A 22972-nucleotide genomic window follows, 5' to 3' on the forward strand; every position below is an offset into this window, starting at 1 on the left:
CGGGAGCGACGACGCTGTGGCGATGACCGAGGTCGCGCCGATGCGCTGGGACGGCTGGGGCGACCCGGCGCGCGCGGATGCGCTGCCCTTCGCCGTGCGGTCCCTGCTGCCGCTCCTCCTGGGCCGTGTGCGTCGCCCCGCACCCGGACCCGCGCTCGATGAGGTGCGGCTCGACGATCCCGCGCTCACCGCCGCGGATCTCGACGCATTCCGTGCCCTGCTCGGCGCAGAGCACGTCCGCACGGATGCCGAGAGCCGCATCCGGCATGCGGGTGGCCGGTCGACACCGGATCTGCTGCGGCGCCGCGACGTGGTCCAGGCCGCGCCGGACGCGATCCTTGCGCCGGGAGGTCACGACGAGGTCGCCGCGTGCCTGCGCCTGGCCTCGGAGCGCGGCATCGCCGTCATCCCGTTCGGCGGCGGGACGAGCGTCGTCGGCGCCCTCGACCCCGAACGCGGGGAACAGCGCGCGGTGGTGAGCCTGGATCTCGGCCGGCTCAGCGGTCTGCTCGACTACGACGCGATCAGCGCGGAGGCCGTGCTCGCCGCGGGCACGACGGGGCCGGAGGCCGAGCGCCTGCTCGCCGAGCACGGCATGGAACTCGGCCATTACCCGCAGAGTTTCCGTTACGCGACCATCGGCGGATTCGCCGCGGCGCGCTCGTCCGGGCAGAACTCGGCCGGCTACGGGCGTTTCGAAGCGATGGTCACCGGCATCAGGGTGGCCACCCCGACGGGCGACATCGACCTCGGCCGCTCGCCGGGGAGCGCCGCAGGACCCGATCTGGTGCGCCTGTTCCTCGGATCCGAGGGCATCTTCGGCGTCATCACCGAGGTGCGCGTGCGCGTGCATCCCGTGCCGGCCGAACGGGTGCTGGAATCCTGGACGTTCCCGGACTTCGCCGCCGGCGCCGCGGCCCTGCGGCACATCGCGCAGCACGGCGGTGGTCCGACCGTCATCCGGCTCTCCGACGAGACCGAGACGGGGGTGAGTCTCGCGCAGGTCGGCAAGATCGGCAAGGCACTCGCGAAGGGGGCGAGCGTGGTCACCGTGTTCGAGGGTGAGGATGTCGCAGCGCGGCGCGCCCGCACCGCCGCGGCGCTGCAGGCCGCCGGCGGCACGTCGCTCGGCGAGGGCGCAGCGGAGGACTGGCTGCGCACCCGCTTCGACGGTCCCTACCTCCGTGATGCGCTGCTCGATGCCGGCGTCTTCTGCGAGACGCTCGAGACCGCCACGACCTGGTCGCGCCTGGCCGGCCTGCGCGATGCGGTGACCACGACGCTCAAGTCGGGTTTCGCCGAGTCCGGGCGCAAGGCGTTCGTCATGTGCCACATCTCCCACATCTATCCGACCGGTGCGTCGCTGTACTTCACCGTGCTGGCGCCGCTCGGCGACGAGCCGCTCCCGGCGTGGGCGAGGATCAAGCACGCCGTCGGCGACGCGATCATGTCCGCGGGAGGCACGATCAGCCACCATCACGCGGTGGGCCGTGATCACGCGCCCTGGCTCGCCGAGGAGATCGGGGGGACGGGCATCCGCATCCTCCGAGCGGTGAAGCGGGAACTGGACCCGCACGGCATCATGAACCCCGGCGCCGTGCTCGGATCCGTCGCGGTCACGGAACATCCGGGAGAGTAGCCGCGTGCCGAGGATCTCGCTCATCGCCAACCCCCGTTCCGGAAAGGGGCGCGGCGCCGCGGCCGCCGACGCCGCCGTGGCCGCCCTGCGCGCGTCGGGAGCAGAGGTACACGTCCATGCGGGCGCGTCCGCCGCGGACACCCGTGCGCTGATCGCGACGGCGCTGACGGAGCAGCCGGATGCGATCGTGGTCGTCGGAGGCGATGGAACCGTCTCTGAGGTCCTGCCGGAGCTGATCGAGGCGACGGTGCCGCTCACTCTCGTGCCCGCGGGCACGGGCAACGACCTCGCACGCGCTCTGGCGCTGCCGCTGCACGATCCCACGCAGGCGGCGCTCCTCGCCCTGCACGGCCGTCCTCGCCGGATCGACGTGGGCGAGATCGTGACGGGCTCCCGCACGGTTCCGTTCCTGACGGTCGCCGCGCTCGGTTTCGACGCGAAGGTCAGCGATCGCACCAATCGGCTCCGGTGGCCCCGCGGCGCCGCTCGCTACTACCTCGCGATCCTCGTCGAGCTGGCGCGGCTCGCGCCGACCCGATTCCGGCTGGCCTGCGACGGGGAGGCCCTGCACGATGCGCCGGGCACGCTGATCGCGGTCGGCAACACCACGAGCTACGGCGGCGGGATGCCGATCACCCCGACGTCGCTCCCGGACGACGGGCTGCTGGACGTGGTGCACGTCGCGCCGCTGCGTCGGCACACGCTGGTGCGCCTGTTCCCGCTGCTCCTCGCCGGTCGTCACCTCGAACGCCGGGAGGTCGCGCACCGTCGGGTGCGGCAGATCGAGGTCGAGGCAGCCGACCTCGTGGTCTACGCGGACGGCGAGCGCATCGCCGAACGAGGCTGCACGATCCGGGTGCGCCCGGGCGCGCTCACGATCCTGGTTCCGGAAGGGGACTGAGACGATGACGGACTTCGACGAGGATGTCGTGGTGATCGGATCCGGATTCGGCGGTTCCGTCGCGGCCCTCCGGCTGGCGGAGAAGGGATACCGTGTGCGGGTCTACGAGGCCGGGCGCCGCTTCGCGGACGAGGACTTCGCCAGGACGAACTGGAACGTGCGGCGCTACCTGTGGGCGCCCGCGTTCGGCTGCTTCGGCGTGCAGCGGATCCATCGGCTCCCGCACGTGATGATCCTTGCCGGGGCGGGCGTCGGCGGCGGATCGCTCAATTACGCCAACACGCTCTATCAGCCGGGAGCCGCCTTCTTCGAGGACCCGCAGTGGGCCGGCATCGCGCCCTGGCAGGACGAACTCGGCCCGCACTACGCGACGGCCAAGCGCATGCTGGGCGTGGTGGAGCACTATCCGCACACCGGGCCGGTGGAGCGCATCATGGCCGGTGCCGCCGAGGATCTCGGGGTCGCCGCTTCCTTCCGACGGGCACCCGTCGGCGTGTACTTCGGCAGACCCGGCGAGACCGTCGAGGATCCGTTCTTCGGCGGCGAGGGTCCCGCACGGACCGGTTGCACGCTCTGCGGCAACTGCATGGTGGGCTGCCGCGTCGGCGCGAAGAACACCCTCGTGAAGAACTACCTCGCGCTCGCGGAGCGACGCGGCGTCGTCGTCGAGGCGCTCCGCACCGTCGTCGAGGTGCGCGAGCGCGCGGAGGGAGGATTCTCCGTCACGACCCGCCGCAGCGGCGCCTGGGGTCGAGGTCGCACGCGCACCGTCACCGCCGAGCAGGTGGTCTTCGCGGCGGGCACGTGGGGCACCCAGCAGCTGCTGCACCGGATGAAGGCCTCCGGCGCGCTGCCGCGGATCCCGGATGCGCTCGGCCGGCTCACCCGCACCAACTCGGAGGCGCTCGACGGGGCGGTCTCCACCGCCGTGCCGGCCGGCGCGGAGTACGCACGCGGCGTGGCGATCACCACCTCGTTCCATGTGGACGACCGCACGCATGTCGAGAACGTGCGCTACGGTCCCGGATCCAACCTCATGGGGGCCTTGGCGACCGTCCTGGTGCCCGGCGATCGTCCGCTGCTTCGACGGCTCGGCGCGCTGTGCGGCGCGGCGCTGAGACATCCGATCCGGCAGCTCCGGCTCGGGTCGCTGCGCCGCTGGAGCGAACGCGGGATCATCGCCCTCGTCATGCAGAACGCGGACAACTCCTTGACGCTGTCGCTGCGTCGGCGGTTCGGCAGGGACGTGCTCACCAGTGCCCAAGGCCACGGCGCGCCGAATCCCAGCCACCTTCCCGAGGCGCACCGTGCGGCGGAGGCGATCGCGAGACGCATGACCGCGGAGACGGGCGTGCCTGCCGATGCCCGCGGATCCTGGCCGGAGGTGTTCGGCATCCCGCTCACCGCCCACTTCCTCGGCGGAGCGGTGCTCTCCGACGCCCCCGAACACGGCGTCGTCGATCCCTACCACCGGGTGTGGGGACATCCCGGACTCTCCGTCGTCGACGGCTCCGCGGTGCCGGCGAACCCCGGGGTCAACCCCTCACTCACGATCACCGCCCTCGCGGAGCGCGCACTCTCGTACTGGCCGCGCCGAGGCGAGCCCGATGCCCGGCCGGAGCAGGCCGCGTCTCGGGGTCGCTGAGCGAGCACGGCGGGAGCAGACGGCGTCCCGGGGGCCGTTGAGCGAGCACGGCCGGAGCAGACGGCGTCCCGGGGTCGTTGAGCGCGCACGGCGGGAGCAGGCGGCGTCCCGGGGGCGTTGAGCGAGCACGGCCGCAGGCCGAGCAAGACGAAACGCGGTTCCCTGCAGGCTAGGCCTGAGGGGAACCGCGTTTCGTCTCGGTCGCGCGACGCGCGTCCTCGTCAACGACCTCGAGGGTCAGGCGCTCGCGATGCCGCGGATCGCCGGAGTGTGGAACGTGGCGCCGAACACGCGCTCCGACGCACCCTCGCGATCGAGGTACGGCGACGCGCCGCCGTCGATGAACGGCCAGCCCGCGCCGAGGATGAGGCACAGGTCGATGTCCTCGACCTCGGGCACCACGCCTTCGTCGAGCATGAGCTTGATCTCCTGCGCGAGCCCGTCCTGCACGCGGCGGAGGATCTCGGCGGCGGGCGTCGGGGTCGAGCCCGCGGCCTGCTTCACGAGCTTGTCCGCGGCCTTGGTGAAGCCGGTCACCCGGCCGCCCTTGTCCTTCTCGACGACCTCGGGCAGATCGGCGAGCGCGTGGAAGTTCTCGTTCGCGTAGAAGCGCTCCGGGAACGCGTGCACCATGGTGTCCTGCACGTGCGCGGCGACCTTCCAGCCGACCAGGTCGATGAGCTGGAACGGTCCCATCGGCAGCCCGAGCGGTCCGAAGGCCTTCTCGACGTCGGCGACGGGCGTGCCCTCGTAGACGGCGCGCGCGGCCTCGCCCATGACCTTGGCGAGAAGGCGGTTCACCACGAAGCCGGGGGCGTCGGCGGTGAGCACCGCGTTCTTGCCCAGGCCCTTCGCGACGACGAAGGCGGTCGACAGTGCGGCATCGGTGGTCGTCGGCGTCTTCACGATCTCGATCAGCGGCATGACCGCGACCGGGTTGAAGAAGTGGAAGCCGACCAGCCGCTCGGGATGAGCGAGCTGGGATCCGATCTCCTCGACCGAGAGCGAGGACGTGTTGGTCGCGAGGATGGCGTCCTCGGCGACGATCTTCTCGATCTCGCCGAACACCGCCTGCTTCACGCCGACCTCCTCGAACACGGCCTCGATCACGAAGTCGCAGTCGGCATAGAGGCTCTTGTCGGTCGTCCCGGTGACGAGGGCGCGCAGCTTGTTCGCGGAGTCCGCGTCCAGGCGGCCCTTCGCCTCGAGCTTGCCGATCTCGTCGTGGATGTAGGCGACGCCCTTGTCGACGCGCGCCTGGTCGAGATCGGTGATGAGCACCGGCACCTGGAGCTTCCGCACGAACAGCAGCGCGAACTGGCTCGCCATGAGGCCGGCGCCGATGATGCCGACCTTGGTGACCTTCTTCGCGAGCGCCTTGTCGGGCGCGCCGACGGGGCGCTTGGCGCGCTTCTGCACGAGATCGAACGCGTACATCGACGCGGCGAACTGGTCGCCCGTGACGAGGTCGGCGAGGGCCTCGTCCTCCCGGGCGAACCCTTCCTCCCTGCTCCCGCTCTTCGCCTTGTCGAGCAGGTCGAGGGCCACGTAGGGAGACCGGGGCACGGTGCCGATCTTCGACTCCAGCATGCCGCGGGCCATCTTGATGGCGATCGGCCACTTGGTGAGACGCTCGATCTTGCCGGGCTCGTTCTTCCGCTCGACCTTCTTGCCGCCGAGCACCGCGTCCGCCCAGCGCAGCGAGTCCTCGAGGAAGTTCGCGGCGGGGAAGATCGCGTCCATCATGCCGAGCTCGAAGGCCTGCTGCGGCTTGAGCATGCGGTTCTGCTTGAGCGGGTTCGAGATAACGACCTCGAGCGCGTTCTCGATGCCGATGAGGTTCGGCAGCAGTGAGGCGCCGCCCCAGCCCGGAATGATCCCGAGGAACACCTCGGGCAGGGCGATGGCCGCCGCCGAGGCGTCGACCGTGCGGTACGTGGAGTTGAGCGCGATCTCGACGCCGCCGCCGAGGGCGAGGCCGTTCACGAACGCGAAGGACGGCACTCCGAGCGTGCTGAGGGAACCCAGCACCTTGTGGCCGAGCTGCGCGATAAGGCGCGCGTTGTCGCGGGATCCGACCCTGCTGATATCGGAGAGGTCGGCACCGGCGGCGAGGATGTACTGCTTGCCGGTGATGCCCACCGCGTCGATCTCACCCGCGCCGGCCCGGGCGCGGAGCCCGGCGAGCGTCTCGCCGAGTTCGGTGAGCGTCGCGGGGCCGAGCGTGTTCGGGCGCGTGTGGTCGCGGCCGTTGTCGAGGGTGATGAGGGCGAGCACCTTGCCGGAGGGCAGGCGCACGTCGCGCACGGGGGAGTGCGTGACGACCTCGCCCTCGGTGAGGGCCATGACGGGCGAGAAGTCGATGGCGTCGTAGTTCGTCATTCCTGCACTCACTTCCGCTTCTTGGCGTCGAAGTAGGGGTTCTCCCAGATGACCGAGCCGCCCTGGCCGAGCCCCACGCACATGGCGGTGAGGCCGTAGCGGACGTCGGGACGCTCCGCGAACTGCGCGGCGAGCTGGATCATCAGCCGCACACCGCTGGCGGCGAGCGGGTGGCCGAGCGCGATCGCGCCGCCCCAGGCGTTGACCCGGGGGTCGTCGTCGGCGATGCCGAAGTGGTCCAGCAGCGAGATGACCTGGATCGCGAACGCCTCATTGAGCTCGAAGAGACCGATGTCGGAGATCGTGAGGCCGGCCTTCTTGAGGGCCTTCTCGGTGGACGGGATCGGACCGATGCCCATGATCTCCGGCTGCACGCCGGCGAACGCGAACGAGACCATGCGCATCTTCGGGGCGAGGCCGAGCTCCTTGACGGCGCCGCCTCCGGCGAGCAGCGACATGGTCGCGCCGTCGGTGAGCGGGGAGGAGGTACCGGCGGTCACGCGGCCGTGCGGACGGAACGGCGTCTTGAGGTTCGCCAGATCCTCCATCGTGGTCTGCGGGCGACGACCCTCGTCCTCGGTCGCGAGACCCCAGGCGCCGTCGGCTCCCTTGATCGCGACGGGCACGAGGTCCGGCTGGATCTTGCCGGCGTCGTACGCGGCCTGCACCTTGTGCTGGCTCAGCATGCCGAAGCGGTCGGAGCGCTCCTTGGTGAGGTGCGGGAAGCGGTCGAAGATGCGCTCCGCGGTCACGCCCATGTTCAGGGCGCCCGGGTCGACCATCTTCTCGGCGACGAACCGCGGGTTCGGGTCGGCGTTGCCGCCGATGGGGTGGTGCCCCATGTGCTCCACGCCGCCGGCGAGGGCGAGGTCGTACATGCCGACGCCGATCGATGCACCCATCGTGGTGACGCTGGTCATGGCGCCGGCGCACATGCGCTCGACGGCCAGGCCGGGCACCGTCTGCGGGAGCCCGGCGAGGATCGCGACCGAACGGCCGAGGGTGAGGCCCTGGTCGCCCGTCTGCGAGGTCGCCGCGATGGCGACGTCGTCGATCCGGTCCAGAGGGACGTTCGCGTTCCGCTCCATCAGGCCGATCGTGGCCTTGACGGCCAGGTCGTCCGCGCGGGTGTTCCAGTACATGCCCTTCTCGCCGGCGCGCCCGAAGGGGGTGCGCACTCCATCGACGAAGAAGACGTCCGAGATCTCGGCCACTCTGCCTCCACACATCCAGGTTCGAAGACCGCGCGAGCGCAGGGCCTCCAGATTTCAGGGTCGCACTCAGCCTAGGAGCGAGGGGGGATGCGCCGACGAATCGGTTGGGCTGAACCTACGAAGCGGGTCCGGACGCCTCGTCCGGCGTTTGCGCAGCTTCGACAAAAGCATCGGCGATCCGCTGTGCGGTTTCCTCAATCTGCCAGGCGCGCGCCTCGCGCGCGGCGAGGGCCCCGCCGATCGACGCTGCGTCGATCTCCGTCGGCGGCTCCCAGGCCACACGTCGCAGCGTGTCGGGGGTCAGGAGGTTCTCGGTCGGCATGCCGAGCTCCTCGGCGCGGGCCTCGACCGCCGCCCGTGCCGCCTTCAGCCGGGCGTCGGCCTCGGGGTTCCGGTCCGCCCACGCGCGGGGCGGGGGAGGCGCGTCGCTGGGCACGCGCTCACGGGGGAGATCGGTGCGCTCGCGTCCGCGCTCGATCGCCGCCCACCAGCGGTCGAGCTGGCTGCGGCTGGCGCGTCCCGTGAAGGCCGACACCGCGGCGAGCGCGCCCTTGTTCTGCGGATTGGCCTGCACGGCGGCGATGAGGGCGCGATCGGGCACGAGGCGGCCGGGGGAGACGTCCGACTCGCGGGCGAACTCCTCGCGTGCCTCCCAGAGTTCGCGGGCGACGGCGAGATTCTTCGCTCCGCGGACCTGATGCAGTCCGCTCAGGCGACGCCAGGGCTCCTCACGCGGAGGCTTGGGCTGGCGGAGCCTGGTCGCCTCGAACTCCTCGGCGGCGAACGCGGTCTTCCCGGACTCCTCGAGCTCGGCGGCGATGAAGTCGCGGACGTCGATGAGATGCAGCACATCGAGCTCCGCGTATTCGAGCCAGGCATTCGGCAGCGGGCGGGTCGACCAGTCCGCCGCGGAGTGCTCCTTCGCCAGCACGATGCCGAGCGCTCGCTCGACGACTGCCGCGAGGCCGACGCGCTCGTAGCCGAGCAGGCGGGCGGCCAGCTCGGTGTCGAAGACGCGGGCCGGTGCGAGCCCGAGCTCGTGGAGGGAGGGGAGATCCTGGCTCGCCGCATGGAACACCCACTCCTCGGCGCCGATCGCCTCCTGCAGCGGCGCGAAAGACGAGATCCCGATCGGATCGAACAGGAACGCGCCGGCGTCCCGCCGGAACACCTGCACCAGATACGCCCGCTGCGAGTAGCGGAAGCCGGAGGCGCGCTCCACGTCCACGGCGGCGGGGCCCTGTCCTGCGGCGAGCTCCTGCGCGGCGGCGGCGAAGGCCTCGTCGTTGTCGATGACGACGTAGTCAGTCACGGATGGTTCTCCTGGCGCCGAACACGGCGATGTCCTCTGAGCCCGGCGGCAGTCCCGCCAGCATTCCGACCAGCTCCGCCCACGCTTCTGCGTGCGGGGCGAGCGGGCCCGTCGGCGACCACGACGCACGCAGTTCGATCTGAGCGCCATCGCCCTCCGCCGCCAGCCCGCCGAACCCCTTCGAGAGGGTCTTCGTCGAGGTGCCGGACGCGGAGTGGTGCGACGCGCCGCGGGAAGCCAGCGCATCGATCAGCCAGGACCACGCTACATCCGCGAGGAGCGGATCCGTGCCGATCTCCGGTTCCAGGGGCGCCTGGGCGAAGGCGACGATGCGCCACGGACCGCCCCAGGCATCCGGTTCGGAGGGATCGTGCAGGAGGACGAACCGTCCCGTCCCGTACAGCGAGTCGCCGTTCTCGTCGGGCCGCACGTCGGCCGCGAACGCCAGAGCGTCCGGGGCGAGACCGGAAGGCGCGGGGATCTCCCGCACCACGATGTCGGGCCGGAAACCCAGCGCTCGCAACTGCTCGGCGGCATGCGCGAAGACGCCGTCGGGTCCGGGATGAGCGCTCACGCGGACAGACTAGAGTCAGGAGGCGATGAAGAGTCTCAGGCACGCCGCGACGGTCGGCGCGATCGCATTCGCGGGGGTCGCGGCTCTCGGCGCCGCGATCGGGGGAGCCCTCGTGCTGCGGATCGCGCGCGAGGTCGTCACCCCGGCGCCGCGCAAGAACGACACCGACGTGCTCGCCGTCGACACCGGCGCGCAGACGATCGAGCTGGGGCGCACCCCGGACACCGAGCTGCCCGGCAGCTACGGCCTGTACGTGGAGGGAACCCCGGGCTACGTCAAGCTCGGCGCCGTGCTGCACGCGGACGCGCGCACGGTGCGACGCAAGCTTCTGACGCAGATCGCCCCCGGAGCCGAGATCGGCCGGCGTGCGGCGTTCAGCGGCTACTACTACCTGGCGCCCGGGGAAGTCCACGTGCCGTACGAGTCCGTGCTGATCGGAACGCCCGCCGGGCCCTGCCCGGCCTGGCTGTTCCCGGCGGAGTCGACGACCTGGGTGGTGCAGGTGCACGGGCGCGGCGCGACGCGTTCCGAGTGCCTGCGCGCCGTTCCGGTGCTGCACGCGGCCGGGCTGCCGGTGCTCGTGACGTCCTATCGCAACGACGGCGAGGGGCCGCGCACGCGCCCGGGTTCGTACGGTCTCGGGAGCACGGAATGGCAGGACGTCGATCTCGCGATCGCCTACGCGCTGCGTCACGGGGCGGAGCGGATCCTGCTCATGGGGTGGTCGATGGGCGGCGCGATCGCGCTGCAGGCGCTCGTCTCCTCGGACCACGGCGGCGCGGTCGTCGGCATGATCCTGGATTCGCCGGTCGTGGACTGGCGGACCGTGCTGCGGTACCAGGCGCGGGCGATGCGACTGCCGGATCCGCTTCCGCAACTGGCGATGGACGCCCTCGGGCAGCCCTGGTCGGCACGTCTGAGCGGCGCGGACCAGGCGATCCCGTTCGACGCGCTCGACATGGTCGCGCGCTCTGCGGAGTTGGACGTCCCGATCCTGCTGCTGCACAGCGACGACGACGGGTTCGTGCCCGCGGACGCGTCGCACGCCCTCGCGGCGGCCCGTCCCGATCTGGTGACCATGCCGCCCTTCACCGGCGCCCGGCACACCAAGCTGTGGAACTACGACCAGAACCGGTGGACCGACGCGATCACCGACTGGCTCGGCGAGCACGGCTTCGCCGACTGACCGAATCCCTATCCGACCGCGAGACCGAACCTCCCTCACGAGACCGTGGGAAGAAAGCGCGGTCTCGTGAGGGAGGTTCGGTCTCGCGGTCGGACAGGGGCGGGGAGTCAGGAGGCGAGGCGCGTGCGCACCTGGCGCTTGGCCCGCATGAGCATTCCGGTCATCCCCGAGATCCGCAGCGGGGAGACGACCCTGGTGAGACCGATGGACTGCGGGAAGTCGTCGGGGATCGCGAGCACCGCCTCGGGGCTCAGTCCGGCCATGCCCTGCGCGAGGATGCTGGCGAAGCCCCGGGTCGTCGGCGCCTCCGCCGGCGCGGTGGCGTGCATCGTGACGGCCCCGTCGGCCACCTCGACGTAGATATAGACGGGCGACTGGCACTCCGCGACGCGCTCGGTCATCTCGGGGTGCGCGGCGACCTCGTCCGACACCGGCGGGAGCTCGTTCGAGAACTCCAGCAGCAGCTGCAGCCGATCCGATTCGGGCAGCTCCAGAAACTCGTCCCTGATCTCGGCCAGGGAGTCGGGGAGGGCGGAGGCGGGGGTGTCAGTCATCCCCGCCATCCTCCCACGCTCAGATCGAGCCGGGCTCCTCGCCGGTGACGATCGGCACGCGCACCGCACTGCCCCATTCGGTCCAGGATCCGTCGTAGTTGCGCACGTTCTCGAAGCCGAGCAGGTGCTTCAGCACGAACCAGGTGTGAGCGGAGCGCTCACCGATGCGGCAGTACGCCACGACGTCGTCCCCGGCCTCGAGACCCGCGCCGTCGAGGTAGATCGCCTCCAGCTCGGCGCGGGGCTTGAAGCCCCCGTCCTCGGCGACGGCCCTGGCCCACGGCACGTTCTGCGCAGTGGGGATGTGCCCGGCGCGCAGCGCGCCCTCCTCCGGGTAGGCCGGCGCGGACGTGCGCGAGCCGTTGTACTCCTCGGGGGAGCGCACGTCGATGAGCGGGTTGCCGAGGTGGGCGAGCACGTCCTCCTTGTAGGCGCGCAGCGCCGTGTCGTCGCGCTCGACCACGGGATACTCGGTGGCCTCCCGGGCAGGGAGCTCGGTGGTGATCTCGCGGCCCTCGGAGATCCAGCGGTCGCGACCGCCGTCGAGCAGGCGCACGTCCTCGTGTCCGAAGAGCGAGAACACCCACAGCGCGTAGGCGGCCCACCAGTTGTTCTTGTCGCCGTAGATGACGACGGTGTCGTCGCGGGAGATGCCCTTGCGGCTGAGCAGCTCGGCGAACCCGGCGCCGTCGACGTAGTCGCGCACGACCGGGTCGTTCAGCTCGGTGTGCCAGTCGACCTTCACCGCACCGGGGATGTGCCCGGTCTCGTACAGCAGCACGTCCTCGTCGGATTCGACGACGACGAGGCCCGGCTCGCCGAGGCGGGCGGCCAGCCATTCGGTGCTGACGAGGCGGCCCGGCTCGGCGTAGTCGGCGAACGTTGCGGAGGTGGTGTCGAACTCGACGGTCACAGGGTGCTCCCTCGGAGACGGTGGTACAGGGCGGCAGGGTCCGTGAGCGGTGCCTCGCACGCGATGACGCGCGGTGAAACCGGTGACGGCGACGGCGTAGGGTTGATCCGTCACCTCGACACTAGAACCCCGTGCGCCCCTGCGCATCCGCAGGGTAAGACTTCGACACAGGATCCGCATGACCGATCAGGCCGCCCCCTCCGGCGTCGTCCACCTCATCGACCGCCAGCCGCAGATGACCGGCACCGAACTGCTGACGGGGCTCGTGCCTCCTCCGCAGTTCGACGGCGCGACGTTCGACAGCTACCGGTCGGATCCCGCCTTTCCCTCCCAGGAGGAGGCGAAGCAGCAGCTCATGGCGTTCGCCACGGGGGCGCAGCCGATCAAGCGCGGAGGTCTGTTCCGCCGTGCGCCCAAGGTTCCGGAGTCCAAGCCGGGGGTCTATCTCGACGGCGGCTTCGGCGTCGGCAAGACCCACCTCCTCGCCTCGATCTACCACGCGATGCCCGCGCGGAGGAAGTACTTCGGATCCTTCATCGAGTACACCGCGCTCGTGGGCGCGCTCGGCTACCGCAACACGGTCGATCTGCTGCGCGGATCCGATCTGCTCTGCATCGACGAGTTCGAGCTCGACGATCCGGGCGACACGATGGTGATGACGCGCCTGCTCGGCGAGCTCGTCGGCGGAGGCACCAAGCTCGCCGCCACCTCGAACACCCCGCCGAACGCGCTGGGCGAGGGACGCTTCGCCGCGCAGGACTTCCTCCGCGAGATCCACGCGATGTCGGACAGCTTCGAGACGATCCGCATCGACGGCGTCGACTTCCGTCAGCGCGCGCTGGACGGGCACGCCCTCGCTCTGAGCGCCGACGAATACGCCGCGCAGCTCGGCGCCCTGAGCGCCGGACACCGCGTCTCGGACGACGCGTTCGACGACATCGTCAAGCATCTCGCCCAGGTGCACCCGTCGCGCTACATCCGCCTCATCGCCGGTGTCGAGGCGCTGGGGATCCGCGATGTGCGTCAGCTCACCGATCAGTCGGAGGCGCTGCGGTTCGTCGCGTTCGTCGATCGTGCGTACGACGCGCAGATCCCGATCCTCGCGACCGGTCGTCCGCTGGACGAGGTCTTCAGCGAGGAGATGCTCGGCGGGGGATACCGCAAGAAGTACCTGCGGGCCATCTCGCGCCTGAACGCGCTCTCGCACGCGGAGCGTCCCGCCACGGTCTGACGCGGTGGTCTCGGTGCGCGCGAGAGCGGCCGCCGAGCCTGCCGAAGAGCCACGAAACACGTTGTTCACACGGGAGAGCCTCCTGTAACACCGCCGCAACATGCGCCGTGTCCGCGCGAAACACGACGTCGCCACACTGAAACGCACACGGCGATCAAGTGGAGGCGCAGCGCATGGAAGCAACAGGGAACATCTCCTGGGGAGTCACGGCGACGGCGCTCGTGCTGCTCATGACCCCGGGAGTCGCGTTCTTCTACGGCGGTCTGGTCAAGGCCAAGAGCGTCATCAGCATGATGATGATGAGCTTCGGCGCGATCGGGCTCGTCGCCGTGCTGTGGATCCTCTACGGGTCGTCCATGGCGAGCGTCTCCTCGCCCACCCAGTTCGCGGGCGACCCGTTCGCCGACTTCGGGCTCGCGTCGCTCGCGAGCGGCAAGGGATCCAACATCGCGCTGCTGACCGTCGGGTACGGCGCGACCTTCGCGATCATCACCGTCGCGCTCATCTCCGGTGCGATCGCCGACCGCGCCAAGTTCGGGCCGTGGCTCATCTTCGTGGGGGTGTTCGCCACCGTCGGCTACTTCCCGATCGCCGCATGGGTGTGGGGCGGCGGATGGATCATGCACCTCGGTGCGATGCTGTTCGGCAAGGACAGCGGCATCGAGTTCATCGACTACGCCGGCGGCACCGCCGTGCACATCAACGCGGGCGCGGCCGCGTTCGCCCTCGCCCTCGTGCTGGGCAAGCGGATCGGGTTCCAGAAGGGCATCCAGAAGCCGCACAACGTCCCGCTCACCCTCCTCGGCGCCGCCCTGCTGTGGTTCGGCTGGTTCGGTTTCAACGCCGGTGCGCAGTGGACCACGAAGGGGATGGACGGGGTCGGCCTCATCACGATCAACACCTTCGGCGCGGCCGCGGCAGGCATCCTCGGCTGGATCCTCATCGAGCGGATCCGCGGCGGCAAGGCCACGTCCGTCGGAGCGGCGAGCGGTGCCGTCGCTGGACTCGTCGCCATCACTCCGGCGTGTGCGAACCTGACGCCGGGTTGGGCCCTGCTGCTCGGCGCGGTGACCGGCGCGGTGTGCGCCCTGGCCGTCGAGCTCAAGTTCCACCTCGGGTTCGACGACTCGCTCGACGTGGTCGGGCTGCACCTGGTGGGCGGCTTCATCGGCACCATCTACCTCGGCTTCTTCGCCACCGGCCAGGGCCTGTTCACCGGCGGCGACCTCCGCCTGCTCGTGGTGCAGGTGCTGGCGTCGGGCGGCGTGCTCGTCTACTCCTTCGTCGTGGCGCTGGTGATCGGCCTCGTCATCGACAAGACCATCGGCTTCCGTGTCACCAGCGAGGACGAGATCGCCGGCGTCGACCTCGTGGTGCACGGCGAGGAGGGCTACGCGCTCACCTCGTGACAGCCCGCGGGGATGCGGGAACGCGCGGATAGGGTGTCGTTGTGACCACCAATGGCAACGGCATCCTGTCCGCGCTCGTCGGCGCCGTCGCCGCGATCCTCCGCTCGCTCGGTGGCGGCTCGCGCCAGGGCCGGGCATCCGCCTCCCCGGCGGGGACGGCCGCGGGAGCACCGGCCGTCGTCCCGGGTCAGGGCGGCCTGACCGAGACCATCGAACTGGATCCGAGGTCGGTGCGGGACCTGCGGGTCGCCTACGCGCCGCGCCGGGACGGCGCGCCCGACGCCGGCGAGATCGTCTGGACCTGGGTGCCCTACGCCGAGCGCGACGGTCGTGGCAAGGACCGGCCCGTGCTGGTCATCGCGACGCAGTCGGCGGAGCGCGTGTACGCGGTGAAGCTCACGAGCAAGTCGCACGACGGCGACCGCGACTTCCTCTCCCTCGGATCCGGTCCCTGGGACGGTCAGGGACGCGAGAGCTGGGTGGACGTCGACCAGCTGTACAGCGTGCACGTCTCCGGCGTGCGCCGGGAGGCGGCGGCTCTGGACCGCCGCCGGTTCGAGAGCGTCGCGGGCGTCCTGGAGCGCCGGTTCGGATGGACCTCCGCCTGAGCGGTCCTCGCCGGAACGGGTCCGTTCCGCGTCGGGGCCGCCGTAGGCTGGGCTCGTGGCGAAGAGCATCCTCATCACGTCCATCGAAGGCCATTCCGGCAAGTCGCTGATCGCGCTGGGGGTGATCGACGCGCTGAGCAGGGCGACGGCGCGCGTCGGCGTCTTCCGCCCCGTGACGCGGGCGAGCGACGGCACCGACGACGTGCTCGAGATGCTCCTCTCGCGCAGCGGGATCGGACTGCCGGCCGCGGACTGCATCGGCGTCGGCTACGACGAGCTGCACGCGGATCCGGATGCCGCGCTCGGCCGCATCCTCGAGCGCTTCCACGCCGTCGAAGCGCGCAGCGATGCCGTGGTGATCCTCGGCAGCGACTACACGGACGTCGCCGGTCCCGCAGAGCTCGGGCTCAACGCCCGCATCGCGGCGAACCTGGGCGCGACCGTGCTGCTGGTGCTCGGCGGGCGGGACACCGCTGGCCACGGCGAGCGCCTCGGGGCGACCTCGGCGCGCACCGCCGCGCAGCTCGGCCAGCTGGCGCGGCTCGGCATCGCCGAACTCGCGCAGGAGCGGGCGGTGCTGTCGGCGATCGTCGTCAATCGTGCCGATCCCGATCACGGCGAGGACATCCGTGCCGCCGTCTCCGCGGTCCTCGAGGAACGGACGGACGACGGTGCCGACGGTGTGCCGGTGTGGGTCATCCCGGAGGATCCGCCGCTCGTGGCGCCGTCCGTGCGCGGCGTGCTGCAGGCACTCGGCGGCCGGCTGGCGCGGGGCGACGAGGGGCTCCTGGACCGCGAGGTGCTGGACGTCGTCATCGCCGGCATGTCGATGGTGAACGTTCTCCCGCGGCTGATCGAATCCTCGGTCGTCGTGATCCCCGCCGACCGTGAGGAGGTGCTCCTGGCCACGCTGCTCGCGCAGGCCGCCGGTACCTTCCCGTCGATCGCCGCGATCGTGCTCAACGGGCCCTTCGTGCTCCCGGAGCCGATCGAACGGCTGCTCGACGGCCTCGGCCCCCGGGTGCCGATCATCGCGACCGATCTCGGGACCTACGAGACGACCGTGCGCGTGATGAACGCGCCGGGCCGCCTCTCCGTCGACGCGCCGCACCGGGTCGGACGGGCGCTGGCGCTCTTCGAGCAGCACGTCGACGTGCCCGCGCTCATCGCACTGCTCGGCGTCGCGCGGTCCGACGTCGTGACGCCGCTGATGTTCCAGTACGAGCTGTTCGACCGGGCGCGCACCCAGCGCCGGACGATCGTCCTTCCCGAGGGAGGGGACGACCGCGTGCTGCGCGCCGCGGGCGCGGTGCTCAGCGGCGGCATCGCCGATCTCGTGATCCTCGGCGACGAACCGGCCGTGCGCTCGCGCGCCCGCGAGCTCGGCGTCGACCTCGATGCGGCGCGCATCGTGTCGCCGACGGATCCCGAACTGGTGCCGCGCTTCGCCGCCGAGTACGCCCGGCTCAGGGCGCACAAGGGGGTGACGCTCGCCCAGGCCGCGGACACGGTCACCGACGTGTCGTACTTCGGCACGCTCATGGTCCATCTCGGGCTGGCCGATGGCATGGTCTCGGGCGCCGCGCACACGACCGCGCACACGATCCGGCCGGCGTTCGAGATCATCAAGACGCGCCCCGGTGTCTCGGTGGTGTCCTCGGTGTTCCTCATGGCGCTCGCCGATCGGGTGCTCGTCTACGGCGACTGCGCGGTGATCCCGGATCCCACGAGCGAGCAGCTCGCCGACATCGCGATCTCGTCGGCGGCCACGGCGACGGCCTTCGGCATCGAGCCGCGGGTGGCGATGCTGTCGTACTCGACCGGCGACTCCGGATCCGGGGCCGAGGTGGAGAAGGTGCGCGCGGCGACGCAGCTCGTGCGCGAACGCGCGCCGGAGCTCCCGGTCGAGGGGCCGATCCAGTACGACGCGGCCGCGGACGCCGCCGTGGCGCGGGCGAAGCTGCCGGGATCGTCGGTGGCGGGGCGAGCGACCGTGTTCGTGTTCCCCGACCTCAACACGGGCAACAACACCTACAAGGCGGTGCAGCGCTCGGCCGGCGCCGTCGCCATGGGACCGGTGCTGCAGGGGCTGAACAAGCCCATCAACGACCTGTCCCGCGGAGCGCTGGTGGAGGACATCGTCAACACGATCGCGATCACGGCGATCCAGGCCCAGGAGGTGCCGGCATGAGCGTCGTGCTCGTGATCAACAGCGGATCCTCGTCGTTCAAGTACCAGCTCGTCGACACGGCCACCGGAGCGGCGCTCGCGTCGGGGCTGGTCGAACGGATCGGGCAGGACGAGGGCCGGGCCGTGCACGTCGACGCCGCGGGGACGGAGACGGAGCGGATCCTGCCGATCCCCGACCACACCGCCGGCTTCCAGGTGATGCTGGACGCCTTCGGCGCGCACGGTCCGTCGCTGGACGAGTTCCCGCCCGCGGCGGTGGGGCATCGGGTGGTGCACGGCGGTGCGCGCTTCTTCGAGCCGACGGTGATCACGCCGCAGGTCGAGGCCGACATCGACGAGCTCGCGGCTCTCGCGCCGCTGCACAACCCCGGCGCGCTGCAGGGGATCAGGGCCGCAGAACGCGCGTTCCCGGCGGTGCCGCACGTCGCCGTCTTCGACACGGCGTTCCACCAGACGCTCCCGCCCGCCGCCTACACCTACGCGATCGACCGCGATCTGGCGGAGTCGTACCGCATTCGGCGATACGGGTTCCACGGCACGTCGCACAAGTTCGTCTCCGAGGCGGCCGCAGCGTTCGTCGGCGGCGAGCGGGAGGGCCTGCGACAGCTCGTGTTCCATCTCGGCAACGGGGCCTCCGTGACCGCCGTGCTCGGCGGCCGGTCGGTGGAGACGTCGATGGGGATGACGCCGCTGGAAGGGCTCGTCATGGGAACACGGTCGGGCGACATCGACCCCGCGGTGCTGTTCACGCTCGCACGGCGCGCAGGCCTCACGGTGGCGGAGCTGGACGAGCTGCTGAACACCCGGAGCGGACTGAAGGGCCTTTCCGGCGTCTCCGACATGCGCGACGTGCTCGCCCGGGCCGCGGCGGGGGATGAGGCGGCGACGCTCGCCTTCGACGTGTACATCCACCGGCTGCGCGGCTACGCGGGGGCCTACATCGCCCAGCTCGGCGGCGTGGACGTCATCTCGTTCACCGCGGGGGTCGGCGAGAACAACGCCCTGGTGCGTCGTGAGGCGATGGCGACCCTGGGGTTCGCGGGAGTCGAGATCGATCCGCTGCGGAATGAGACTCCGGGGCGGGGGATCCGGGTGATCTCGACCGACTCCTCGCCGGTGACGGTCCTCGTCGTCCCGACCAACGAGGAACTCGAGATCGCGCGGCAGACCGCCCGGATCCTGGAGTGAGCGCGACGCTGCGCGCGGTCACGCGAACAGCGCGTCGAGATCGTCCAAGCGCACCCGCGGGCCCTGGGACGCCGGTGAGGCGCCGGGAGCGGTGACCCTGGTGTCCACGACGGCGAGGCACGCGAGCGCCTCACTCGTCAGGAACCGGCTCGGCTTGGCCAGGACGTGCCGGGCCGCGAATGCCGTGGGGTGCGTGGGCAGGGTGGCCGGCGCGTAGATGCTCAGCGTGTCGCGGGCTCGCGTGAGGCCGACGTAGAACAGGCGCCGCTCCTCTTCGAGCCCCGCCCTCGTGGTCAGCGCCATATCGGAGGGCATGGCGCCGTCGGTCGCTCTCAGCAGATGCACCGCGGACCATTCGAGCCCTTTCGCCGAGTGGATCGTCGACAGCGTCACCCAGTCCTCGTCGAGGTGCGGCGTGGAGGCCCAGTCGCCCGCCAGGGTCACGGGGTCGATGGCCTGGTCGCCCACGAACGCCCGGAGATCCCGCTGCCTGGCCGCGGCCTCGGCCACCGCGGCCACGTCGGCCGCGCGGCGCTGCCAATCGGGGTAGTGCTGGGCCAGCAGCGTCGTGGCCGCGTCGACGCACGCCTCCACCAGCTCGGGCACGGGGGATCCCGCGTCCACGACGCCGAGCAGGGAGAGGGTGGTCGCGAGCCCGACGCGCGCCGTGGCCGGCGCCGCGGCGATCGCCTCCGGGCCGCCGGCGATGCCCTGATCGGCGAGGACGCCGGCGAGGCGGCGCGCGCCCACCTTGCCGAGTCCGCGATGCCGGGTGAGCAGGCGGTACCAGGCGATCTCGTCGGCGGGGTTCAGCACCACGCGGAACGCGGCGAGCAGGTCCCGCACATGCGCGGTCTCCAGATAGCCGATCCCGCCGAACTTCGCGAAGGGGATGCCGCGGACTTTCAGTTCGACTTCGAGCAGTGCGCTGTGCGAGCCGGCGCGCATCAGCACCGCCTGCTCCCGCAGGGGCAGACCGTCCGCGTGGGCCGCGAGGATCCGCTCCGCCACGGTGCGCGCCTCGTCGTCGGCGTTCTCGCAGCGGACGAGCTCGGGCCGCGGCGCCGTGCCCGGACGATGCGCCACCAGGCGGATCGGGAAGTCCTGGGGGCGTGCGGCGTTCGCCAGGTCGAGGATGGGCTGGGTCGACCGGAAGTTCCGCTCGAGGCGGATGACCTGGGCCTGGGGGTGCCGGTCGAGAACGCCCTGGAGCTGCCCGGCCCCGGCGCCGCGGAAGCCGTAGATCGCCTGCGCGTCGTCGCCGACCACGGTCAGACCGCGCCCCTGGGGGCAGAGCTCCTGGACGATCTCTGCCTGCACGCGGTTGACGTCCTGGTACTCGTCGACCAGGACCCAGTCCCAGCGCGCGCGGAGCCGTGCACCGACGTCGGGATCGCGCAGCAGCGAGCGCCACGCGACGAGGAGGTCGTCGAGGTCGAGCAGGCCCCGGGCCCGCTTGCGCTGCGTGTACGCACGCAGCAGCGCCATGATCTCGTCGGCGTGATCGAGCGCCCATGGGAACTGCTCCTGGATGATCTCGCGCCCGGGTCGCTCCAGGCTGACGGCCCTGGATCCGATGTCGGCGATCGCCCTGCTCGTCGGCATGCGGCGGCCCGTGCCGTCGAGGCCGTGCTCGCTGCGCAGGAGGTCGACGAGGTCGACGATGTCGTCCGGAGCCAGGACCGTGACGTCGGCCAGTCCGAGATGATGCGCGTTCTCGGCGACGATGCGATGCGCGACCGCGTGGAAGGTCCCTCCGGCGATCCGCTGGGCGAGCGCGGTGTCGCCCACCATCGCGGCAGCGCGGGAGGTCATCGCCGCCGCGGCCCGGCGGGTGAAGGTCAGCAGCAGGATCCGCTCCGGCGCGGCGCCCGCATCGATGAGCCGGGCGACGCGGCTGGTCAGGACCCGGGTCTTGCCCGTGCCCGCGCCGGTCGCGACGACGAGCGGCTCTTCGCCGTGCTCGACCGCGCGGCGTTGCATCTCGTCCAGGTCGTCGACCAGCTCTGCAGTGCTCACGGTGATGACGGTATCCGCGGGCTCGGACATCCCCGGTTCGTCTTCGGCCGGTGTCTGCGCCACGCCCGGCGGACGGCGTGGTCGGAGTGCCGCCGCCGGATCGGGTATGCTCTTTACCTGTGCCTCAGGGCACGAAAACCCGCAAGGGCGATTGGCGCAGTTGGTAGCGCGCTTCCTTCACACGGAAGAGGTCGTCGGTTCGAGTCCGGCATCGCCCACCATCATCTCCTCCTCCCTCCGGAACCTTGTGGGGTAACCTCTCCGTTGCAGGACAGCCGGTCTCGGCGTTCCTGCCGGTTCGGGAGGATGTCACATGCAGGGTGCCGCCGGCGGCGATCGAGCAGTGCTCGACGGCGAGACCTACACCGTGACCCGGAGCATCTCCATCGCCGCGCCCGTCGAGAAGGTGTGGCGCGCGATCACGGATCCGGAGCATCTCTCGCGCTGGTTCGGCCGCACCGTCCTGCGCGGCGCAGGGGTCGGCGCGGTGGGAACGATGACCTTCGAGGGGCACGGGGCCGTCCCGATCCGCGTGGAGGCCGTGGACGCGCCGCGCTCGGTGACCTACCGCTGGAACAACGACGACGCCCTCCGCATCCTGCCCCCGGACCTCGACGAGTCGAGCTCGACGGTCTTCACGTTCACCCTCGAAACTCAGAAGTCGGGCACGAGGCTCACCGTCGTGGAGTCCGGCTTCGAGCGCACCTCCGACCCGGAGGCGAATCTCGAGAGCCACCGACGCGGCTGGGATCTCGAGATCGACAAGCTCGTCGCCCTGCTGAGGGAGGGCGGAAGATGACGGCCTCGCTGGTGCCCGTGTTCGCCGCGCTCGGCGACGAGACGCGGTGGAGGATCCTCGCCGCGCTGGGGGAGGGGGATGCCTCCGCCTCCGCTCTGGCCGCGCGCTTCCCGGTGTCCCGGCAGGCGATCGCGAAGCACCTGTCGGTGCTCGCTGACGTCGGCCTGGTCGAACCCGTGCGCGTCGGTCGCGAGGTGCGCTATCGCGTCGTCGGTTCCGAACTCAGCGCCGCAGCGCGCCGGCTCGACGCGATCGGCCGGGAGTGGGAGGGCCGGCTCGCGGTGATCAAGGAGATCGCCGAGCGGCTCTGATCCGGATCCCTGCCTTAGTGCAACCTGAGGGTTGCGTCAGAGTGTTCTCAGTGCAATCCTGAAGTTGCAGACGCAGACGAAGGAGAGCGCATCATGCTGCTGGAGAACAAGGTCGCGGTCATCCATGGCGGCGGCGGGTCGATCGGAGCGGCCGCCGCCCGGGTCTTCGCGCGGGAGGGGGCGCGGCTGTTCCTCGCGGGGCGCTCGCTGCCGCGGCTCGAGGCGGCGGCCTCCCGGGTGCGATCGGAAGGCGGCGAGGTGTCGGTCGCCGTCGTCGACGCCTCCGACCCGTTCGCCGTCGAGCGGCACGCGGACGAGATCGCCGAGAGCGCGGGGCGCATCGACGTCGCACTGAACGCGGTGGGGTTCGACCATGTGCAGGGGAGGGGCATCACGGAGACATCCCTCGACGACTTCCTGCATCCGGTCGTCGGTTATCTGCGGACGAACTTCCTCACGGCGAAGGCCGCGGCGCGCCACATGGTCGCGCAGCGCTCCGGTGTGATCCTGACGATCTCGACGCCCGGCGCACGGCTCTCCGGACGCGGGCTGATCGGCAACGCCGCGCAGTCCGCCGGACTGGAGGGCTTCTCACGCGCCCTCGCCGGCGAGCTCGGGCCCGACGGCGTCCGGGTGGTCTGCGTGCGACCGCACGCGATCTCGGACGCGCTCACGACCTCGTACACCCGGGCGATGTTCGGACGGATCGCTGACGCGTCGGGCCTTGGCATGGACGAGTGGATCCGGGGACTCACCGGGTCCACGGCACTGGGGCGACTTCCGGTACTCGACGAGGTGGCCGAGTATCTCGCCTTCGCCGCGTCCGACCGTGCGGGGTCGATGACCGGGGCGATCGCCAATCTCACCGCCGGGGCGCTCGTCGACTGACGGGCGCCC

Annotated in this window: 19 protein-coding genes and 1 tRNA gene; 13 read left to right on the forward strand and 7 right to left on the reverse strand. The window is 71.2% G+C overall.

The features are described 5' to 3' along the window. Positions 1 to 22 precede the first annotated feature (22 nt). Genes J8G10_RS04190 through J8G10_RS04200 form a run of 3 tightly spaced genes read left to right on the forward strand, consistent with a single transcriptional unit; the run spans position 23 to position 4185 of the window. Positions 23 to 1639, forward strand: coding sequence for an FAD-binding oxidoreductase (locus tag J8G10_RS04190; RefSeq protein ID WP_251439579.1), 1617 nt, complete (start codon positions 23 to 25; stop codon positions 1637 to 1639). Between the two features lie 4 nt (positions 1640 to 1643). After that, complete coding sequence (locus J8G10_RS04195) at positions 1644 to 2540, forward strand: YegS/Rv2252/BmrU family lipid kinase (RefSeq protein ID WP_251439582.1); 897 nt, start codon at positions 1644 to 1646, stop codon at positions 2538 to 2540. A 4-nt stretch (positions 2541 to 2544) separates the two neighbouring features. After that, positions 2545 to 4185: a GMC oxidoreductase gene (locus J8G10_RS04200; protein WP_251439584.1), complete on the forward strand. Its 1641-nt coding sequence runs from the start codon at positions 2545 to 2547 to the stop codon at positions 4183 to 4185. Positions 4186 to 4422: 237 nt separating this feature from the next. Here J8G10_RS04200 and J8G10_RS04205 read toward each other — a convergent pair whose 3' ends face one another. The 4 genes from J8G10_RS04205 to J8G10_RS04220 all read right to left on the reverse strand — a co-directional run bounded on the left by J8G10_RS04205 (position 4423) and on the right by J8G10_RS04220 (position 9667). Next, entirely contained in the window at positions 4423 to 6567 is a 2145-nt protein-coding gene (locus J8G10_RS04205; protein WP_251439586.1) for a 3-hydroxyacyl-CoA dehydrogenase NAD-binding domain-containing protein, read from the reverse strand. A gap of 8 nt (positions 6568 to 6575) precedes the next feature. Then, positions 6576 to 7781, reverse strand: a complete 1206-nt coding sequence (locus J8G10_RS04210) for a thiolase family protein (protein ID WP_251439588.1) — start codon at positions 7779 to 7781, stop codon at positions 6576 to 6578. Between the two features lie 115 nt (positions 7782 to 7896). Next, the gene (locus tag J8G10_RS04215) at positions 7897 to 9093 is read right to left on the reverse strand and encodes an HRDC domain-containing protein (protein ID WP_251439590.1); all 1197 of its coding nucleotides are present in this window, start codon (positions 9091 to 9093) and stop codon (positions 7897 to 7899) included. Further along, entirely contained in the window at positions 9086 to 9667 is a 582-nt protein-coding gene (locus tag J8G10_RS04220) for a DUF3000 domain-containing protein (protein WP_251439592.1), read from the reverse strand. The genes J8G10_RS04215 and J8G10_RS04220 overlap by 8 nt, the downstream gene beginning before the upstream one ends. Before the next feature lie 25 nt (positions 9668 to 9692). Between J8G10_RS04220 and J8G10_RS04225 the strand changes: the two genes are divergently transcribed. Beyond that, on the forward strand, positions 9693 to 10853 hold the full coding sequence (locus tag J8G10_RS04225; protein WP_251439594.1) for a S9 family peptidase: 1161 nt from the start codon (positions 9693 to 9695) through the stop codon (positions 10851 to 10853). A 107-nt stretch (positions 10854 to 10960) separates the two neighbouring features. Here J8G10_RS04225 and J8G10_RS04230 read toward each other — a convergent pair whose 3' ends face one another. Both J8G10_RS04230 and J8G10_RS04235 read right to left on the reverse strand, forming a co-directional pair. After that, a complete protein-coding gene (locus J8G10_RS04230; RefSeq protein ID WP_251439599.1) occupies positions 10961 to 11407 on the reverse strand; it encodes a SufE family protein in 447 nt (148 codons plus the stop codon). A 19-nt stretch (positions 11408 to 11426) separates the two neighbouring features. Beyond that, on the reverse strand, positions 11427 to 12320 hold the full coding sequence (locus J8G10_RS04235) for a sulfurtransferase (protein ID WP_251439600.1): 894 nt from the start codon (positions 12318 to 12320) through the stop codon (positions 11427 to 11429). 178 nt (positions 12321 to 12498) lie between these two features. Between J8G10_RS04235 and zapE the strand changes: the two genes are divergently transcribed. The 5 genes from zapE to J8G10_RS04260 all read left to right on the forward strand — a co-directional run bounded on the left by zapE (position 12499) and on the right by J8G10_RS04260 (position 18946). Continuing rightward, the gene (zapE, locus tag J8G10_RS04240) at positions 12499 to 13551 is read left to right on the forward strand and encodes a cell division protein ZapE (RefSeq protein WP_251439601.1); all 1053 of its coding nucleotides are present in this window, start codon (positions 12499 to 12501) and stop codon (positions 13549 to 13551) included. Positions 13552 to 13724: 173 nt separating this feature from the next. Further along, complete coding sequence (locus J8G10_RS04245; protein WP_251439607.1) at positions 13725 to 14960, forward strand: ammonium transporter; 1236 nt, start codon at positions 13725 to 13727, stop codon at positions 14958 to 14960. Between the two features lie 41 nt (positions 14961 to 15001). Then, complete coding sequence (locus J8G10_RS04250) at positions 15002 to 15568, forward strand: type II toxin-antitoxin system PemK/MazF family toxin (RefSeq protein WP_251439609.1); 567 nt, start codon at positions 15002 to 15004, stop codon at positions 15566 to 15568. A gap of 55 nt (positions 15569 to 15623) precedes the next feature. Continuing rightward, positions 15624 to 17759 (forward strand): phosphate acetyltransferase, encoded by a 2136-nt coding sequence (gene pta, locus J8G10_RS04255; protein ID WP_251439611.1) that lies wholly within the window; start codon positions 15624 to 15626, stop codon positions 17757 to 17759. Further along, positions 17756 to 18946, forward strand: a complete 1191-nt coding sequence (locus J8G10_RS04260; protein ID WP_251439613.1) for an acetate/propionate family kinase — start codon at positions 17756 to 17758, stop codon at positions 18944 to 18946. The genes pta and J8G10_RS04260 overlap by 4 nt, the downstream gene beginning before the upstream one ends. A gap of 18 nt (positions 18947 to 18964) precedes the next feature. Here J8G10_RS04260 and J8G10_RS04265 read toward each other — a convergent pair whose 3' ends face one another. After that, a complete protein-coding gene (locus J8G10_RS04265; protein WP_251439615.1) occupies positions 18965 to 20965 on the reverse strand; it encodes an ATP-dependent helicase in 2001 nt (666 codons plus the stop codon). Between the two features lie 145 nt (positions 20966 to 21110). Between J8G10_RS04265 and J8G10_RS04270 the strand changes: the two genes are divergently transcribed. The 4 genes from J8G10_RS04270 (at position 21111) to J8G10_RS04285 (ending at position 22963) form a co-directional block, all read left to right on the forward strand. After that, positions 21111 to 21186: transfer RNA gene (locus tag J8G10_RS04270), tRNA-Val, on the forward strand. 92 nt (positions 21187 to 21278) lie between these two features. Beyond that, on the forward strand, positions 21279 to 21764 hold the full coding sequence (locus J8G10_RS04275; RefSeq protein WP_251439618.1) for an SRPBCC domain-containing protein: 486 nt from the start codon (positions 21279 to 21281) through the stop codon (positions 21762 to 21764). Continuing rightward, positions 21761 to 22075 carry a helix-turn-helix transcriptional regulator gene (locus tag J8G10_RS04280; RefSeq protein WP_251439620.1) on the forward strand — a complete coding sequence of 105 codons (315 nt, stop codon included), beginning with the start codon at positions 21761 to 21763 and terminating at the stop codon, positions 22073 to 22075. Before J8G10_RS04275 ends, J8G10_RS04280 begins: the two co-directional genes overlap by 4 nt. A gap of 93 nt (positions 22076 to 22168) precedes the next feature. Further along, positions 22169 to 22963 (forward strand): SDR family NAD(P)-dependent oxidoreductase, encoded by a 795-nt coding sequence (locus J8G10_RS04285; RefSeq protein WP_251439622.1) that lies wholly within the window; start codon positions 22169 to 22171, stop codon positions 22961 to 22963. Positions 22964 to 22972 lie beyond the last annotated feature (9 nt).

Origin of the sequence: Microbacterium sp. USTB-Y (genome assembly GCF_023703415.1) — a bacterium.
In the GTDB taxonomy this organism is placed as follows: domain Bacteria; phylum Actinomycetota; class Actinomycetes; order Actinomycetales; family Microbacteriaceae; genus Microbacterium.